We start from the raw sequence: 16,732 nt of genomic DNA on the forward strand, positions 1-16,732 counted from the left end.
TGGAGCAATGTCCGCACCCCAGCGCCCCACCGTGCTCGTCTTCGCGACGGGCGGCACCATCGGCATGCACCAGACCGACAGCGGCCTGGCGCCCGATCCCGACTTCCCCGAGGTGCTCGATCGCCTCGTGAGCGGCATCTGCGCTCCGCTCGGGATCGACGCCCGCATCAACCACCTACTGCCCGCCATCGACAGCGCCAACGCCGACGCCGAGACGGCCCCGCGCATCGCTCGCGCGATCAGCGCCAGGGTGCGCACGCATCGGCCCCGCGGCGTCGTCATCCTGCACGGCACCGACACCCTCGCCTACACCGCGGCCCGGATCGCCTTCGAGCTGTCCGGCCTCGGAAGTCCGGTGGTCGTGACGGGCAGTCAGCTCCCCCACGGGGCAGGGGGGACCGACGCCGCCGACAATCTGAGTCTCGCCATCCGCGCGGCGGTCAGGGCAGCGCCGAGTGCGCCCGTGTCGATCGCGTTCGGCGGCTCCATCCTGCCGGCGGTGCGGGCCGCGAAGCACGATGCCGTCTCGCTCACGGCGTTCCGCGCCGAGCGCGCGCTCGCGCCCGGAGGCGTCGGGATCCCGGCCGCTCCGAGTACCGAGGATGCCCCAGCCGCACCGGCCCGCGTGCTCTCATTCCGGTTCACACCGGCCGTCACCGCGGAGGATCTACGGGCCGCGGTCGGCGCCGGCCCCGACGGGCTGGTGCTCGAGTGCTACGGCAGCGGCAACGCGCCCGTGGCGCGCCCGGGCATGCTCGGCACGCTGCGCGAGCTCTGCGCGACGCTGCCGGTCGTCGCGATCACGCAGTGCGCCACAGGAGGCGTCGACCTCACCCGCTACGCGGTGGGACGGGAGCTCGCGGCAGCGGGTGTGATCGACGGTTCCGACCTCACCGTCGAGGCCGCGACGGCGAAGCTCGGCTTCCTGTTGGATCGCGGGCATCGGGGCGAGGATCTGCGCGTCGCCATGGAGCGCAACCTCGTGGGCGAGCGCGCCTGAGCGGCTCGCCCGCACTCCTGACCCGTCCGAGATCCCGATTTCCGCCGCATTCCGGCGGGACTCGCGACGGAAATCGGGATCTCGCGAGCACGGAATCTCGCGCGCGGGGCAGCAGCGGCGTCCCTCACCCTCCGGCGACGCGCCGGGCGAGCGCGGTGGCCCGGCGCACGACGCCGCCGTCCCCCGCGGCGGGCCCGCCGGCGATCCAGTCCTGCATGAGGTAGTGCACGACACCCATGGCGAGCGAGACCGTCATCCGGGTCTCATCGTCGAGCGCGGGATCCGAATCGCGCGAGGGGTCGTCCCCGACGAGCCGGGCGCGGACGAGGTCGACGATGGAGTTCTGCGCCTCCTCCATGCGGGCGAGCTCCTTCATCGCGAGCGAAGGGTTCTCCCGCAGGATCCGGTGCCGTGCGCGAAGCGTGTCCGGGCCGACCCCGCCGTGGTCGGCCAGGCCCTCGACGAGCGTGACGACGAGATCCTCGAGAGGGGATCCGCCGAGGCCCCCCGCGTAGGCCTCCCGGCGATCCGATGCGGGAAGCGGCGGATCGATCCCGAGCACCGCGCGCTCCTTGGAGCCGGCGTAGTTGAAGAAGGTGCGCGGCGAGATCATCGCGTACTCGCAGATCATCTCCACGGTCACGTGCTCGTAGCCGTGCTCGAGGGCGAGCTCCAGCGCGCCCCGCTCGATCGCCGCCCGCGTCGCGCGGCGCTTGCGCTCGCGCAGCCCGCCGCCCTCTGCCTCCCTCATACACCCATTGTCACTCATATCTCAGCGCATCGATGGGACGCTGCGCGGCCGCACGACGCGCGGGCAGCGTCCCGGCGAGGAACGCGATGAGCATCACCACGAGAATCACCGAGACGATCGAGACGGGCTCGAACAGCATGATCTGCAGGCCCGGAAGACCCGAGAGCACCGAGTTCGCGAGCGCCGAGCTGACGGCGGATCCCGCGAGGATCGCGATCCCGGCGCCCAGAGCGCTGCCGAGGAAGCCGATGAACACCGCTTCGCCGCTGAACAGCGCGAACACCCGACCGCTGCCCATGCCCATCGCCTTCATGAGCCCGATCTCGCGGGTGCGCTCCTGCACGCTCATCAGCAGCGTGTTGACGATGCCGAATCCGGCCGCGATGAGCGCGATCACGGCGAACGCGTTCAAGACCCCGATGATACCCGAGACGACGGTCTGGAACTGTCCGATCTGATCCTCGGTGGTCTGGGCGAGGAAACCCTCATCGGCAAGACTCGCCTTGATCGCTGCGATCTCCTCGTCCGTTGCGTCGGTATCGAAGAACGCGACCGCGGCCACGTACCCGGTCGGGGTTTCGACGAGCCGCCCCGTCTCCTGTGCCTCGACGAGCTCCTCGGTGAGGTGCGCGTTGATGCTCGCCCCCACGCTGAGCAACGAGGCGTTCTGCACGCCCGCGACGACGGCGAGCACCTCGTGAGACTCTCCGACGGCATCGGTCACCCCGAGCACGAGCTCGGCGCCGATCGCGGCCTGAGCGTCGTCGAAGCCGAGCGCATCGAGGAAGCTGTCCGGCAGCAGGATTTCGCTGCGGGCCTCGTCGGTCAGCGGCTCCCCCGCGGCAAGATCGGGCACGGTCGCGGCCGACATGGGGTTCAACGCGATCTCGAAGCGATCGCTGCCGGCCGCGGCGACGTAGTCGGCGCTCGTGAAGACGGTCGGATCCACGCGGAGCACGCCGTCGACGGCCTCGATCGACGCGATGTCGTCGTCGGTGAGGAGCTCCCCGAATCCCGGCGCGGCGCCTCCCGGGAAGCCGCCGCCGGCGGTCGCCTTGTCGGGATCATAGGGCGTCGGCCCGTCGTCGGCGGCGAGCGCATCCTCGTCGAGCGCGTGCGTGACGCTCAGCACCCCGTCGGCGCCGATCGCGCCGAGCTGACTGTCGATGTACTGGGAGATGCCTGCGCCGATCGCGCTCGTGATGGTGAGGGTGAACGCGCCGATGAAGATGGCGATCACGGTGAGAGATGTGCGCAGTCTGCTGCGGAACGTGTTCTGCACCGCGCTGCCGAGGATGTCTGCGAGCCTCATGCCGACGCCTCCTTCGCATGGTCGTGTGCGCCGGGCGGCGGAGCATCGACCTCCAGGCCGTCGCGCAGGTAGACCTGCCGGTCGCAGCGCGCCGCGAGTTCGGGGTCGTGGGTGACGATCACCAGCGTGATCCCGTGATCCCGATTGAGCCCGAAGAGGATGTCTTCGACCACCTCGCCGGTCGCAGTGTCGAGATTGCCCGTCGGCTCGTCGGCGAAGATCACCTTCGGATCGTTCACGAGCGCCCGCGCGATCACCACGCGCTGCTTCTGGCCGCCCGAGAGTGCGGTCGCCCGGTTCTTCGCCTTGTCGTCGAGCTCCAGGGCCCGGAGCGCCGCCATGCCGCGCTCGGTGCGCTCGCGCACGCCGACGCCGGCGATCTTCAGCGGGAGCACGACGTTGTCGAGCACGGTGGCGTTCGGAATGAGGAAGAACTGCTGGAACACGAAGCCGAAATCCTGGTTGCGCAGCCGATTCACCTCTCGGCCGCGCAGCCCCGAGGCGTCCGTGCCCTCCACGAGCACCGCGCCCCGGTCTGGTTCGTCGAGCAGCGCGAGAATGTGCATCAGCGTCGACTTCCCCGAGCCGCTCTTGCCGACGATGGCGACCGATTCGCCGGCGCGCACGGCGAGCGACACCCCCTTCAGCGCGGTGAATCGGCCGGCGCCGTGGCCGTACGATTTCTGGATGTCGACGGCGTCGAGGACGGTGGTTGGCATGCGGTCTCCGCTCATTCTTGCAGTCGTGCAATTCGGCACTTCTGCAAAAATACTCCACCCGTTCACCCGCCGTCTGAGTGCGGCCTGTGCCCTCGAGCAAGGATCCCGCGACTCGCAACCCCGCACAGGATGACGGCTGAAGCATCACGCGATGCTGCACCTGTCATTCTGCGCGCAGTCCCAGAATCCATGGCGTCGGCTCCCACAACCGCTATGCCTGCGCGAGCGCCTCGCGGATCGCGACCCCCAGGTCCGGGTGATCCACGAAGATCCCGTCGACCCCGGAGCTCAGCGCCATGCCGAACTCGCCCTGCCAGTCTCCCCACTCCGCACCGCGCAGCGAGGTCTGGAATCGGAGATTCAGGTAACGGTTCTCGGGACGCAACGTCCAGGTGTAGACCAGCAGGCCGCGCTCGTGCGCACGACGCACCAGGCTCGTGGAACCGACCGCCCGCCCCAGCGCGTTGACGCGCAGCAGATTGCCCTTCGCGACGCTGATGCCGTCCACGCGCTGCGCGAGCAGGTCGAGACCGGCATCGCCGCGGTACCAGGCGTAGCTGCGCGCCGGCGCTCCTCCCACGGGCTCGTCGGCCGGCGCACCGAAACGCTCGGTGAGGAAGACGAGGCGGGCGGGCGCGCCGGCCTCGCGCAGCCTGTCGAGCACACCCAGCTCGAAGCACTCGATCACCACGCGCTCCGGCCGCTCGTCCCAGCCCGCCGCGGCCAGCTCGGCGAGCAGCAGCGCACCCAGGTCCCAGCCCAGGCCGAGGTAGTACTCCGCGTGCTTCACCTCGATCACGGCCCCCAGCGGCCGCCCGAGGCTCGAGCTCTGCTCATCGACGATGGCCAGCACGTCGCGCAGGCGCAGGATCGGCTCTCGGCCGTCGAACCGGCGGTTCTCGGGCCGGATCCTCGCGAGGCGCTCCCGGCACCGCAGGGTCGAGAGTTCGGCCCAGGTGAAGTCCTCGGTGAACCAGCCGGTCTGGCGCGCACCGTCGATGGTCTTCGTGGTGCGCCGGCCCGCGAACTCGGGCCGATCCGCCACATCGGTGGTGCCCGAGATCTCGTTCTCGTGCCGCACCACCAGCACGCCGTCACGGGTCGCGACGACGTCCGGCTCGACGGCATCGGCTCCCAGCTCGCAGGCGAGCCGGTACGAGGAGGCACTGTGCTCGGGGCGATACCCCGGGGCCCCCCGGTGACCGATGACGATCGGCGCGGGCTGGTCTGGCATGCCTCCCACCCTAGCGAGCGGGGACACGGGCTCCCCGGCCCGAGAATCACAGCGTCGGCATAGCCTCGACCACTAGGATCGTGTCAGACCCATACGCCAGGAAAGGATTCCGACGCATGAGCAATCCGGCACTCAGCAACAACCCGGCACTCAACGGCAAGACCCTCACCGCCGACGAGTTGCGCCGCATCTACGAGCAGCCCGCGGCGCAGACGCAGCGGCCGGGCGTCGATACCCCGGCGACGGAGAGCGGCTTCGAGCAGCCGCCCGCGGCCACTCCGTCCGACCGGCCGATGACCTACGAGAACACCATCTCCAAGACGGCGATGCTCTTCATCATCGTGCTCGCCACCGCGGCCGTCGGCTGGTTCATGCCGGCGCTCGCCCTGCCCGCGGCGATCATCGGCCTGGTGCTCGGGCTCGTCAACGCCTTCAAGAAGGAGCCGAGCGTTCCGCTCATCGTGCTCTACGCGGTGTTCCAGGGCGTGTTCCTCGGTGGCATCTCGGGCATCTTCGAGGCGCAGTGGCCGGGAATCGTATCGCAGGCGGTCATCGGCACCCTCTCCGTCTTCGGGGTGACCCTGCTGCTGTTCCGCAGCGGCAAGGTGCGCACGAGCCCCCGTCTCAACAAGATCTTCCTCGTGGCGATCGTGGGCTACGCGGCGTTCTCGCTCATCAACTTCGTGCTGGTGATGTTCGTGCCGGGCATCGACGGCTGGGGCCTGCGCTCGGGCTGGATCGGCGTGGCGATCGGCGTGCTCGCGGTGCTCCTCGCCGCATACTCGCTCGTCATGGACTTCGAGCTCATCCAGAACGGCGTGCAGAACCGGGTGCCGGAGAAGTGGGCCTGGTCGGCCGCATTCGGCCTCATGGTGACGCTCATCTGGCTGTACGTCGAGATCCTGCGCATCCTCGCGATCCTGCGCGGCGACTGACACCGCTCGACCGCTGCAGAAGGGGTCCGGCTGATGCCGGACCCCTTCTGCTGTCTGCGCCACGGTGGCGCGCACTCCCGGTCATTCTGTGCGCAGTCGCAGAATCCATGCGCGATGGATCCTGCGACTCGCAAACTCGCGCAGGATGACGGCGCACGGACCCCCAACGCAGGATGACGGCGCACGGACCCCCAACGCAGGACGACGGCGCACGGCAGCCGCACCCAGGACGACGTATCGCCCGCCGGGCGCCGCCTAGGACTGGTCCTTCAGGCGCACGAGCCTCTCGTGGCCCGACTCCTCGAGCTCGACGACGTCGGAGCGGGAGCGCAGGAAGTCGGAGAAGGAGCGGAATCCCAGCGCCTTCTCGCTGAACGAGGGATCCATGCGCCGCATCTGCTGCTTCACAGCCGAGCTGTAGAGCCAGCCGGAGTCGTCCTTGTCCTGGCTCAACCAGAGCGCGCGGATCAGCAGCCCCGTCACGGCGATCTCGGGCTCGTCGGTGTCGAGCGGCTCGCCGTCATCGCCCACATCCGTCGACGACTGGGCCGCGGCGCGCTCGGCCTCGTCCTTCGTCGCGGCGGTGCCGGCGCCCTTCCGCTGCCGCTTCGCCGGCTGCTCGCGTTCGATCGCCTCGACGCCGGGAAGGGCATCGTAGGAGGCGAACTCGTCGCAGGCCGCGGTGAGCGCCTTCGCCGTCGAACCGGCAACCCCGATGCCCACCACGTAGCGCCCGAGGCGCTTGCAGCGCTGCGCCAGCGGCACGTAGTCGGAGTCGCCGGCGACGATCACGACGTGCGTGAGGTCGTCGAGGCGGAACATGTCCTCCACCGCGTCGACGGCGAGCCGGATGTCGGCCCCGTTCTTCGCGTAGGCCGCCGCGGGGAACAGCTGCACGAGATCGACCGCGCGGGCCACGAGCTGCGTGCGGTAGTCGGCGTTGATGGGCGCAGACCAGTCCGCGTAAGCGCGGGTGAGCACGAGGGTGCCGAACGACGAGGCGTAGTCGATGATCGCCCCGACGTCGACGATGGCTGCGCGCAATCGGGCCGCCGTCTCGGGATCGCCCGGGTTCTCGGCGATCCGCTGCCGATCCCGGGCGAAGGAATTGCGACCGTGCACGCGGTCATACCAGGAGAGCACGATGTTATCGAAGTCGAGGTAGACCGCCACGCGGCCGTTCTGAGTATCCGGCACCCGTCCAGTCTGCCAGCACCGAATGGATCGGGCCACCGCCCCGCCGCAGTCGTCGGTTACACTCCAGGTGTGATCGGACCTCCCGGGAGCCCCTGCGCCGGGAGCCGCGGGATCACAGTGGGCATCGAGCATGCAGTGCGCTGCGTACCGAGCGCCGGATCCCCGCTCCCCCGCTGCTGGGCTCGTACCCTCGACCGACGGGGCCGGCCGTGAGCACGGCGTGCCCGAGCCTGCTCCTCGCGTCGACGGCGCTGCTCGGGCTGCTGATCGGCGGATCACTGAACGAGCTGATCCTTCGCGCGACCGCCGGGCAGAAGTCGGGCGTGCCCGGGCGCGCCCGACGCGCATCGTGCGGGCGCGGCCCGATCCGCGATCCGCTCGTCGTAACCACCACCGGCGTCTGTTTCACCGCCGTGACCTGGTGGTGGCTCATCGACAGCGCAGACCCCGCGCTCGGAGACGGGGCGTCAGCCGTGATGCTGATCGCCTACCTGCACCTCGCAGCCGTGTCGATCGCGCTCGCGCGGATCGACCTCGACACCTCGCGGCTACCCAATGGGATCGTGCTGCCGTCGCTTCTGGTCTTCGCCTCGCTCACCGCCGCAGCATCGCTGCTCGATGCCGAACCGCGGCCGCTGCTGCGCGCGCTGTGCGGGGGTGCAGCACTCGCAGCGTGGTACGGCGCGTTCGTCCTGATTCGCCCGGGCGCCCTGGGTATGGGCGATGTGAAGCTCGCCGTTCTGCTCGGCACCGCATCGGCCTGGCTCGGCTGGGGGCAACTGGTCATCGGGGCGCTCGCGACGTTCGTACTCGGCGGGATGTACGGATCAGCACTGCTGCTCACGAGGCGAGCGGGTCGCGGCAGCGGTATCCCCTTCGGGCCCTGGATGATCATCGGCGCCTGGGCGGGGATGATCACCGGAGAAGGGGTCGCCGCCTGGTGGTTCGCCTCGTGAGACACCCGGGCGCCGTCGAGCGGCGGCACGTCGCCGCTACTCCCACTCGATCGTCCCCGGGGGCTTCGACGTGACATCGAGCACCACGCGATTGACCTCCGGCACCTGGTTCGTGATGCGATTCGAGATGCGCGCCAGCACCTCGTACGGCACCCGAGTCCAGTCGGCCGTCATCGCGTCCTCTGACGAGACGGGCCGCAGCACGATGGGGTGACCGTAGGTGCGGCCGTCGCCCTGCACGCCCACAGAGCGGACGTCGGCGAGCAGCACCACCGGGCACTGCCAGATCTGCTGGTCGAGCCCGGCCGCTGTGAGCTCCTCGCGGGCGATCGCGTCTGCCTCGCGCAGCACGTCGAGCCGTTCGCGCGTCACCTCGCCGACGATTCGGATCCCGAGACCCGGGCCCGGGAACGGCTGGCGACCGACGATGGCCTCGGGGATCCCGAGTTCGCGGCCGATCGCTCGCACCTCGTCCTTGAAGAGCGCCCGCAGCGGCTCGATGAGTTCGAAGTCGAGATCGTCGGGCAGACCGCCCACATTGTGGTGAGACTTGATGTTCGCGGTGCCCGATCCGCCACCCGACTCGACCACGTCGGGGTAGAGCGTGCCCTGCACGAGGAACTTGACCTGCTCCCCCTCGGCCTTCGCCTCTGCGACGAGATCGCGCTGCACCTGCTCGAATGAGCGGATGAACTCGCGGCCGATGATCTTGCGCTTCTCCTCGGGATCGGTGACGCCCTCGAGATGCCCGAGGAAGGTGTCGGCCGCGTGCACCGTGATGAGGTGCACGCCCGTGGAAGCCACGTAGTCGCGCTCGACCTGCTCGCGCTCGCCCTTGCGCAGCAGCCCGTGGTCGACGAACACCGCGGTGAGCTGGTCACCGATGGCCTTGTGCACGAGCGCGGTCGAGACCGCGGAGTCGACGCCGCCCGAGAGCGCCGAGATGACCCGGGCGTCGCCCACCTGAGCACGGATGCGCTCGACCTGCTCGGCGATCACGTTGCCCGCGTTCCAGTCGGGGGCGATACCCGCTACGTGGTGCAGGAAGTTCTCGAGAATGCGCTGGCCGTGGTCGGAGTGCTTCACCTCGGGGTGCCACTGCACGCCGTAGAGCTTCCTCTCGGGTGAGCCGAACGCCGCCACGGGGGTCACCGACGTGCGCGCGAGCACATCGAAGCCGGCGGGCGCCTGCTGCACGGCATCGCCGTGACTCATCCACACGTTCTGCGTCTCCGGCTGACCGCCGAGGATCGCGCCGCCGCCGCCCAGCACCTCCGCCTCGGTCGCACCGTACTCGCGGTCGCCGGTGTTGCCGACCTCGCCGCCGAGGGCGCGCGCCATGACCTGGAATCCGTAGCAGATCCCGAGCACCGGGATGCCGAGCTCGAAGACCGCCGCGTCGAATCGAGGGGCCCCCTCCTCGTACACCGACGAGGGACCGCCGGAGAGGACGATGCCGAGCGGCTGCTTCGCCTCGACCTCGGCCGCCGTGATCGTGTGCGGCACCAGCTCGGAGTAGACTCCGGCCTCGCGCACACGGCGGGCGATCAGCTGCGCATACTGCGCACCGAAATCGACGACGAGAACGGGACGATGCCCGGTATCAGTCTGTTCTGCCATTACCGGCCTTTCGGATCAAGAAGCTCGAGGAACAATTCTAGCGAGATTCCGCCCGCCGGTTGAGCGAGCAGAGCGAGTCGAATCCGCGGGCACTGGGCCAGGACTACCCGGCGGATCGCGCCGACGTCTCGACGACCGGGGCGTCCTCGCGGGACTCGAGGAACCCTCGCACCTCGCGCACGATCCGCGCCTCCAGGAAGAACGACATGAACGGGATCACGCCGCCCAGTGCGATGAGCAGGAATCGTCCGAAGTGCCACCGCATGGGGCTCCAGAGCAGGAAGTCGGAGATCAGGTAGACGACGTAGAACCAGCCGTGGGCGATGAGGATCGCCCGGAAGAGGTTGAAGCCCTCCGCCTGGAACTCGCTCTCGAGCCCCTCGGGCGCGAGCTCGATGAACTGCGCGAAGCCGTCGGGCGTGAAGAGGAAGAGCTGCACGTTGAAGGCGTACTTCATGACCATGACGGCGCACAGGAGCAGCAGCATGACTCCGGTGATGACCGACGTCACCTTGTAGAATCCGAGCGCCTTGCGAATGCGCGGGTAGTCGGTGGGCCTCGGCTGCAGTTGCATGAGTCCCATTCTATTTCAGCGATGCTGAGCACCTGGTCGATGCGGGGGCGGGCACCGCGCCGGTCGGCCGGGCCGAGCCCGGCGAGGCCGAAGCCGCCGGGTATCGTCCGCGAGGCCGCGTGGATCCTGCGACTCGCTCCGCTCCCGCAGGATGACAGACCGCAGCCCATCATCCTGCGCGCACCCCGTCATCCTGCGCGCAGTCGCAGGATCCATACTGCAGACGCGTGGATCCTGCGACTCGCTCCGCTCCCGCAGGATGACAGACCGCACCCCGTCATCCTGCGCGCAGTCGCAGGATCCACCCCGCGACTCGCGTCACTCGCCCTCGGCCGCCCGCAGGAGCTGGAGCTCGTGCTCCTTCTCCCACGCGTCGCGCGCGAGCCGATACCACAGGAAGATCGCGAACGCCGCGAACACGATCCACTCGACCGCATAGAAGACGTTGAGCCAGTTCACGCTCTCGGCCGGCTCGGGCGGGACCGAGTCGATCGCGTCGAGCCCGACTGCGGCGAGCAACTCGGCTCCCCCGTCGGCCGGATGCAGCACCAGGTACCCCGAGTGCACCGGCCCCGGGACCCGCTGCCAGGAGTTGACGAGCTGGGCGGGCACCATCGCGTGCATCACCTGCGGCGCCTCGTCAGCCCGCGGCACGACGGGCCCCTCGGGAGGCATGAACCGCCCCTCGAGATCTCGCACATCGCCGAGACCGGAGACCCGCGCAAGTTCATCGGCGGCCGCCTCGGCCTCCGCGACGCCCGGCGCCCACCCGATCGCCACCGCCAGACCGGTCTCGGGCGTACCCGGATCCGCCGCCACCGCGAGGTGGCCGACCACCCACGCCCCGGTCTCGCCGTCGTTCTCACGGGGGGTCACGATCTCCAGATCCTCGGGCACGAATGCCCCGCTCACACGCACCACCATTCCGGCCGCGACATCGGTCACGCCCGAACCGGCCTCGGCGAGTTCCGAGAGCGGCCGCGGGGTCTCGGTGTCGATCACCTGCTGCGCATCCGTGCGGATCGCGTTGTCCATCTGCCACTGGCCCAGCCACGCGAACACGGCGGCCACCAGCAGCGCGAACAGCAGCGCCAGGATCCAGCGCGGCCTGCGCATCACCTGGCCGAGCGTGGGCTCGCCCAGGTACTCCGGTCGCCGCGCCGGCGCGTGAAGGGTCGGTGACACGGTTCTCGCGCTCCTCAGCGCTCGGCGTGCACGATGCCGATGCGCTGGAAGCCCTTGAGCTCCGAGTAGCCGGTCGTCGCCATCGCGCGGCGCAGTGCGCCGATGAGGTTCGCGCTGCCGTCTGCGACGTGCGCGGGGCCGTTCACGATCTCGGAGAGCGGCGCTACCGAGCCGACGGGCATGCGCTTGCCGCGCGGCAGGTCCTCGTGATGGGCTTCCTGCCCCCAGTGCCACCCATTGCCGGGCGCATCGGATGCCTTTGCCAGCGCAGCGCCCAACATCACCGCGTCGGCGCCGCACGCCATCGCCTTGATCAGGTCGCCCGAGGTGCCGAGACCGCCATCGGCGATCACATGCACATAGCGCCCACCCGACTCGTCGAGGTAGTCGCTCCGCGCGCCCGCGACATCGGCGATCGCCGTCGCCATCGGGGCACGGATGCCGAGCGTGGCGCGCGTCGTGGAGGACGCGCCGCCCCCGAAGCCGACGAGCACGCCGGCCGCGCCCGTGCGCATGAGGTGCAGCGCAGACTGGTAGGTGGCGGCGCCGCCCACGATCACCGGCACGTCGAGCTCGTAGATGAACTGCTTGAGGTTGAGCGGCACCCGCCCCTCCTCCGCGACGTGCTCGGCCGAGACCGTGTTGCCGCGGATCACGAACAGGTCGACGCCCGCGTTCACCACGGTCTCCGTGAACTCCGCGGTGCGGTGGGGAGAGAGCGCGCCGGCGACGGTCACGCCGGCCTCGCGGATCTCGCCGAGGCGAGCGCGGATCAGCTCGGGCTGGATCGGCGCCGAGTAGAGCTCTCGCATGCGCTTCACCGCGACGATCTCGTCGTCGATGCCCGCGAGCTCCTCGAGCAGCGGCTCGGGATTCTCGTGGCGGGTCCAGAGCCCCTCGAGGTTCAGCACGCCGAGGCCGCCCAGCCTGCCCAGCTCGATCGCCGTCGCGGGTGACATCACAGAGTCCATCGGGGCGCCCAGCACCGGGATGTCGAACTGGAACGCATCGATCGACCAGGCCGTCGAGACAAGCTCCGGATCGCGCGTGCGCCGTGTCGGCACGATGCCGATCTCGTCAAAAGTGTATACGCGCCGTGCGCGCTTCCCGCGGCCGATCTCGATCTCGTTGCTCACCGGACCAGTCTATCGGGCCGCCGCCTGAGCGGTCGGTCTCCGCCAGTCGACGAGCGGCGGGTCGGGGCCGTTCGCAACGCGCGAGTCCCCCGCTCATCTCGATGAGGGGGGACTCGCGATCGGAGCCTACCGCCGGTAGTTCGGAGCCTCCACGACCATCTGCACGTCGTGCGGGTGCGACTCCTTGAGCCCGGCGGAGGTGATGCGCACGAAGTTGCCGCGCTCCTTGAGCTCGGCGACCGACCGGGCCCCGACGTAGAACATCGACTGGCGCAGGCCGCCGATCATTTGGTGCGTCACGGCGCCGACGGGGCCGCGGTAGGGCACCTGCCCCTCGATGCCCTCGGGGATCAGCTTCTCGTCGCTCGGCACATCGGCCTGGAAGTAGCGGTCCTTCGAGTACGAGGTGCGCTCGCCGCGGGTCTGCAGCGCGCCCAGCGATCCCATGCCCCGGTAGTTCTTGTACTGCTTGCCGCCCACGAACACGAGGTCTCCCGGGCTCTCGTCGGTGCCGGCGAGCAGCGAACCCATCATGACCGAAGAGGCACCGGCCACGAGGGCCTTCGCGATGTCGCCGGAGTACTGCAGGCCACCGTCGGCGATCACGGGCACGTCGAGCGGGGTCGCGGCCCTCGACGCTTCGTAGACGGCCGTGACCTGCGGCACGCCCACCCCCGCGATGACCCGGGTGGTGCAGATGGAGCCGGGGCCGACGCCCACCTTGACGGCGTCGGCGCCCGCCTCGGCGATCGCCTTCGCGCCGGCGTAGGTGGCCACGTTGCCGCCGATCACGTCGACCGCGGCGAACGCCGGATCGGCCTTGATCTTCGCGATGATGTCGAGCACGCCCTTGCTGTCGCCGTTCGCCGTGTCGACCACGAGCACGTCGACTCCGGCGTCGACCAGTTCACCGGCACGCTTCCAGGCGTCGCCGAAGAAGCCGACCGCCGCGCCCACGCGCAGCCGCCCCGCGTCGTCCTTCGTGGCGTGCGGGTACTGCTCCTCCTTGTCGAAGTCCTTCACCGTGATGAGTCCGGTGAGGCGCCCCTCTCCGTCGACGAGCGGCAGCTTCTCGATCTTGTGCTGACGGAAGATCGCCGCGGCGTCCTCCCGCGAGATGCCCTGGGGGCCGGTGATGAGCGGCATCCGGGTCATCGCGTCGGACACGCGCACCTGGGAGCGATCCTTCGGGTCGATGAAGCGCATGTCCCGGTTCGTGATGATCCCGAGCAGCACGTCGTTCGAGTCGACCACGGGCAGTCCTGACACGCGATACTCGCCGCACAGGGCGTCGACCTCGGCCACGGTCGCGTCGACCGAGGTGGTCACGGGATTCGTGATCATGCCGGCTTCGCTGCGCTTGACGCGGTCGGCCATCTCGGCCTGATCCTGGATCGAAAGATTGCGGTGCAGGATGCCCAGTCCACCGTTGCGGGCCATCGCGACCGCCATGCGCGTCTCGGTCACCGTGTCCATCGCCGCCGAGATGAGCGGGATGTTCAGGCTGATGCGGCGGGTGAGCCGAGTGGACGTGTCCGCATCGCTGGGGATGACGTCGGTGTGCGCGGGAAGCAGCAGCACATCGTCGTAAGTCAGACCGGTGAACGCGAAGGGGTCACGCTGTTCCATGGAACCTCATCTGTGTTGTGGTGGGAGCCTGGTCGGTGCCGAGGGTCGCCGATAGCTCTCCCCAGCATCTCACTCAGTCTAAAGGAACCGGGGCGGTGTTCGTCTGTGCCGTCGGCGAACGACGCAGCTGCGCCACCATGTCGGCGATGAGGATCATGAGTGCGACCCACACGGCGATGAATCCGATCCAGCGGCTGAGCGGCATCTCCTCGTGCATCACGAAGTAGCCGTAGAGGAACCCGAGAATCGGTGTGAGGAACTGCAGGAATCCCAGATACGAGAGCGGGAGCCGCCGGGTGGCCTCCCCGAAGAGGATCAGCGGCACCGCCGTCATGATCCCGCTGAGCAGCACGAGCACGGTGACGCCCGGCCCGAAGGAGAACGCATTGATCCCGACGAGACCGATCACCGCGACCAGCTGCACCGCGGCGACGGGCAGCGACGCCAGCGTCTCGACGGTGAGCCCCGTCACTCCGTCGACGTCCTCACCCGCGTGCTTGTGCACGGCGCCGTAGAGTCCGAAGGTGACCGCGAGGCCCAGGGCGATCCACGGGAACTGGCCGTAGGCGATGGCGGCGGTCGCGACCCCGACGGCCGCGATCCCCACGGCGATCCACTGCGGGCGGCTGAGGCGCTCCTTGCGCACGAGCACCCCGATGAGGATGGTGAAGAGCGGGTTGATGAAATAGCCGAGCGAGGTCTCGAGCACGTGCCCGGTCATCACACCGAGGATGAAGATCTGCCAGTTCGCGTACAGCAGTATCGCCGAGAGCGCGAACCACCCGAACAGGCGCGGTGATCGGAGGATCCTCCCGACCTGACGCCAGCGCCGCGTCAGGGTCACGAGGAGAGCGCAGAAGGCGAGCGTGGTCGCGACCCGCCAGGGCACCACCTCGAACGGCCCGACCATTGCGATGAGGCCGAAGTAGAAGGGGAAGGTCCCCCAGAGCAGATATGCCCCCAGCCCGTATCCCAGGCCCGCACGAGTTCGCGTCACCGCGTCAGTCTATCCCCGCTCTCGCCGCACGCTCACCGGTACGGACTCGGCGCGGGTTCGGGGCGGTCACGGTGCGTGCTCGGCGCGGGTGAGATGCGGGTCGGCTGCGGGTGAGGTGCGGGTTCGGCGGAGCCCGGTGCGCGCCCGGCGCGGGCGACGCACGGGGGCCGTCGGAGAACATCCGGGGCGCGGGAGACGGGGAGCGGAAGCCCCGGTACGACGACGGGCCCGCCGATCGAGAGGATCGGCGGGCCCGTGCGAGGGAGCGCGATTAACGCTCGACCACTGCGAGGATGTCGCGGGCCGAGAGCACCAGGTAGTCGTCGCCGCCCACCTTGACCTCGGTGCCGCCGAACTTCGAGTAGATCACCAGATCGCCGACGGAGACGTCGAGCGGGATGCGGGTGCCGGCATCCGAGACGCGGCCGGGGCCCACGGCGACGACCTCGCCCTCCTGCGGCTTCTCCTTCGCGCTGTCGGGGATCACCAGACCGGACGCGGTGGTCTGCTCTGCCTCGACCTGCTTGATAACGATACGATCTTCGAGCGGCTTGATGGCAACCGACACAGTTGACCTCTTTCCAAATGTCTGAAGGGTTCTCACGCCCGCCCCGTGCGAGCGCGCCTACAGCAGAGTCTATGACTCCGGTTGGCACTCTCGCAAGGGGAGTGCCAACCGACAGGGGCGGGATCGCGCACAGCGAACGAGCGGGCTCCACCGGGGAGGGACCCCGATGGAGCGGAGCGCTGCCGCAGGGCCCAGGAGAATCCGACTCGCTCGCGCGACCGTCCCCTAGAATTGGACGTGGCGCACAGCAAGACGCGTGCCGCAGAACCCACGGCCCCGCGGGGTCGGCGTACCGCCACGACCTCGAGGAGGGCTCATGTCCACACCCAGCACACCCCAGCAGCCGGGCGAACGGCCGGGAGCCGCGCAACCGGGAGACGCCCAGCCCACAACCCCCCTGCCCGAGGCCCCGCGACAGCCGGAGCACTCCGCGCCGCAGGGAGGCCAGCCCGCGTACAGCGGCGCCGCACCGTCGTACCAGCAGGCTGCGCAGCAGCCGTACGCGCCGGCGGGATCCACCCCGTACCGTCCGCAGAGCGCGCCCGTCCCGTCTCCCGCGACGACGCTCGGCCAGACCAACACCTACGCGCTCCTGGCGATCGTCTTCGCGTTCCTCGCGCCGCTGGCCGGCATCATCTTCGGCCACCTCGGCCTCGGCCAGATCAAGCGCACGGGAGACGCCGGGCGCGGCATCGCGCTCACCGGGCTCATCATCAGCTACGCCTACTTCGTGTTCCTGGCTATGTTCGTCATCATCTACGTCGGGTTCATCTTCGCCATGATCGGCGCCATCGGCTCCTTCGGCTCGATGGGCTCGGGGTACGATTCCTTCTGATCCGCGGCTCGAGACCGCGCCGCCGAGTGCGCCGCGCCCTCGCGAACCGCCCAGCACGCAGCGTCAGCGCTGCGCACTCTGCAC

At 69.6% G+C, this 16,732-nt stretch carries 16 protein-coding genes; 4 read left to right on the forward strand and 12 right to left on the reverse strand.

What is annotated here, in order from left to right; genetic code table 11:
• The first annotated feature begins 7 nt into the window (after positions 1 to 7).
• Positions 8 to 1,000: an asparaginase domain-containing protein gene (locus tag EVS81_RS03675; protein WP_240739953.1), complete on the forward strand. Its 993-nt coding sequence runs from the start codon at positions 8 to 10 to the stop codon at positions 998 to 1,000.
• Positions 1,001 to 1,124: 124 nt separating this feature from the next.
• Here the strand turns inward: EVS81_RS03675 and EVS81_RS15880 are convergent, their stop codons facing one another.
• From EVS81_RS15880 to EVS81_RS03695, 4 genes are all read right to left on the reverse strand, one after another.
• On the reverse strand, positions 1,125 to 1,751 hold the full coding sequence (locus EVS81_RS15880; RefSeq protein WP_205879382.1) for a TetR/AcrR family transcriptional regulator: 627 nt from the start codon (positions 1,749 to 1,751) through the stop codon (positions 1,125 to 1,127).
• A gap of 10 nt (positions 1,752 to 1,761) precedes the next feature.
• On the reverse strand, positions 1,762 to 3,063 hold the full coding sequence (locus EVS81_RS03685; protein ID WP_130109188.1) for an ABC transporter permease: 1,302 nt from the start codon (positions 3,061 to 3,063) through the stop codon (positions 1,762 to 1,764).
• Positions 3,060 to 3,782: an ABC transporter ATP-binding protein gene (locus tag EVS81_RS03690; protein WP_130109189.1), complete on the reverse strand. Its 723-nt coding sequence runs from the start codon at positions 3,780 to 3,782 to the stop codon at positions 3,060 to 3,062. Before EVS81_RS03690 ends, EVS81_RS03685 begins: the two co-directional genes overlap by 4 nt.
• Before the next feature lie 211 nt (positions 3,783 to 3,993).
• Positions 3,994 to 5,016 (reverse strand): glycerophosphodiester phosphodiesterase family protein, encoded by a 1,023-nt coding sequence (locus EVS81_RS03695; RefSeq protein WP_130109190.1) that lies wholly within the window; start codon positions 5,014 to 5,016, stop codon positions 3,994 to 3,996.
• A gap of 116 nt (positions 5,017 to 5,132) precedes the next feature.
• On the opposite strand from EVS81_RS03695, the gene EVS81_RS03700 reads away from it, so the two are divergent.
• Positions 5,133 to 5,951 carry a Bax inhibitor-1/YccA family protein gene (locus EVS81_RS03700; RefSeq protein ID WP_130109191.1) on the forward strand — a complete coding sequence of 273 codons (819 nt, stop codon included), beginning with the start codon at positions 5,133 to 5,135 and terminating at the stop codon, positions 5,949 to 5,951.
• Positions 5,952 to 6,206: 255 nt separating this feature from the next.
• Here the strand turns inward: EVS81_RS03700 and EVS81_RS03705 are convergent, their stop codons facing one another.
• The gene (locus EVS81_RS03705) at positions 6,207 to 7,148 is read right to left on the reverse strand and encodes an NYN domain-containing protein (protein ID WP_130109192.1); all 942 of its coding nucleotides are present in this window, start codon (positions 7,146 to 7,148) and stop codon (positions 6,207 to 6,209) included.
• 209 nt (positions 7,149 to 7,357) lie between these two features.
• Here EVS81_RS03705 and EVS81_RS03710 point away from each other — a divergent pair, with 209 nt between their 5' ends.
• Entirely contained in the window at positions 7,358 to 8,104 is a 747-nt protein-coding gene (locus tag EVS81_RS03710; RefSeq protein WP_130109193.1) for a prepilin peptidase, read from the forward strand.
• 36 nt (positions 8,105 to 8,140) lie between these two features.
• Here EVS81_RS03710 and guaA read toward each other — a convergent pair whose 3' ends face one another.
• The 7 genes from guaA to groES all read right to left on the reverse strand — a co-directional run bounded on the left by guaA (position 8,141) and on the right by groES (position 15,813).
• Complete coding sequence (gene guaA / locus EVS81_RS03715; protein ID WP_130109194.1) at positions 8,141 to 9,724, reverse strand: glutamine-hydrolyzing GMP synthase; 1,584 nt, start codon at positions 9,722 to 9,724, stop codon at positions 8,141 to 8,143.
• 103 nt (positions 9,725 to 9,827) lie between these two features.
• Positions 9,828 to 10,298 (reverse strand): DUF3817 domain-containing protein, encoded by a 471-nt coding sequence (locus tag EVS81_RS03720; RefSeq protein WP_130109195.1) that lies wholly within the window; start codon positions 10,296 to 10,298, stop codon positions 9,828 to 9,830.
• A gap of 318 nt (positions 10,299 to 10,616) precedes the next feature.
• Positions 10,617 to 11,483, reverse strand: coding sequence for an SURF1 family cytochrome oxidase biogenesis protein (locus tag EVS81_RS03725; RefSeq protein ID WP_240739954.1), 867 nt, complete (start codon positions 11,481 to 11,483; stop codon positions 10,617 to 10,619).
• Positions 11,484 to 11,497: 14 nt separating this feature from the next.
• A complete protein-coding gene (locus tag EVS81_RS03730) occupies positions 11,498 to 12,619 on the reverse strand; it encodes a GuaB3 family IMP dehydrogenase-related protein (RefSeq protein WP_130109196.1) in 1,122 nt (373 codons plus the stop codon).
• A gap of 126 nt (positions 12,620 to 12,745) precedes the next feature.
• Positions 12,746 to 14,248, reverse strand: coding sequence for an IMP dehydrogenase (guaB, locus tag EVS81_RS03735; protein ID WP_130109197.1), 1,503 nt, complete (start codon positions 14,246 to 14,248; stop codon positions 12,746 to 12,748).
• 73 nt (positions 14,249 to 14,321) lie between these two features.
• Positions 14,322 to 15,245 carry an EamA family transporter RarD gene (gene rarD / locus EVS81_RS03740; protein ID WP_130109198.1) on the reverse strand — a complete coding sequence of 308 codons (924 nt, stop codon included), beginning with the start codon at positions 15,243 to 15,245 and terminating at the stop codon, positions 14,322 to 14,324.
• A gap of 271 nt (positions 15,246 to 15,516) precedes the next feature.
• Positions 15,517 to 15,813 carry a co-chaperone GroES gene (gene groES, locus EVS81_RS03745; RefSeq protein ID WP_130109199.1) on the reverse strand — a complete coding sequence of 99 codons (297 nt, stop codon included), beginning with the start codon at positions 15,811 to 15,813 and terminating at the stop codon, positions 15,517 to 15,519.
• A 316-nt stretch (positions 15,814 to 16,129) separates the two neighbouring features.
• Here groES and EVS81_RS03750 point away from each other — a divergent pair, with 316 nt between their 5' ends.
• Positions 16,130 to 16,648, forward strand: coding sequence for a DUF4190 domain-containing protein (locus tag EVS81_RS03750; protein WP_130109200.1), 519 nt, complete (start codon positions 16,130 to 16,132; stop codon positions 16,646 to 16,648).
• Positions 16,649 to 16,732 lie beyond the last annotated feature (84 nt).

The organism is Leucobacter triazinivorans (assembly GCF_004208635.1).
In the GTDB taxonomy this organism is placed as follows: Bacteria; Actinomycetota; Actinomycetes; order Actinomycetales; family Microbacteriaceae; genus Leucobacter; species Leucobacter triazinivorans.

Bases quoted from the DNA above. Each gene is read 5' to 3' on its own strand.
- EVS81_RS03675 (WP_240739953.1), top strand. From the start codon at position 8: ATGTCCGCACCCCAGCGCCCCACCGTGCTCGTCTTCGCGACGGGCGGC.
- EVS81_RS15880 (WP_205879382.1), bottom strand. From the start codon at position 1,751: ATGAGGGAGGCAGAGGGCGGCGGGCTGCGCGAGCGCAAGCGCCGCGCG.
- EVS81_RS03685 (WP_130109188.1), bottom strand. From the start codon at position 3,063: ATGAGGCTCGCAGACATCCTCGGCAGCGCGGTGCAGAACACGTTCCGC.
- EVS81_RS03690 (WP_130109189.1), bottom strand. From the start codon at position 3,782: ATGCCAACCACCGTCCTCGACGCCGTCGACATCCAGAAATCGTACGGC.
- EVS81_RS03695 (WP_130109190.1), bottom strand. From the start codon at position 5,016: ATGCCAGACCAGCCCGCGCCGATCGTCATCGGTCACCGGGGGGCCCCG.
- EVS81_RS03700 (WP_130109191.1), top strand. From the start codon at position 5,133: ATGAGCAATCCGGCACTCAGCAACAACCCGGCACTCAACGGCAAGACC.
- guaA (WP_130109194.1), bottom strand. From the start codon at position 9,724: ATGGCAGAACAGACTGATACCGGGCATCGTCCCGTTCTCGTCGTCGAT.
- EVS81_RS03720 (WP_130109195.1), bottom strand. From the start codon at position 10,298: ATGCAACTGCAGCCGAGGCCCACCGACTACCCGCGCATTCGCAAGGCG.
- guaB (WP_130109197.1), bottom strand. From the start codon at position 14,248: ATGGAACAGCGTGACCCCTTCGCGTTCACCGGTCTGACTTACGACGAT.
- EVS81_RS03750 (WP_130109200.1), top strand. From the start codon at position 16,130: ATGTCCACACCCAGCACACCCCAGCAGCCGGGCGAACGGCCGGGAGCC.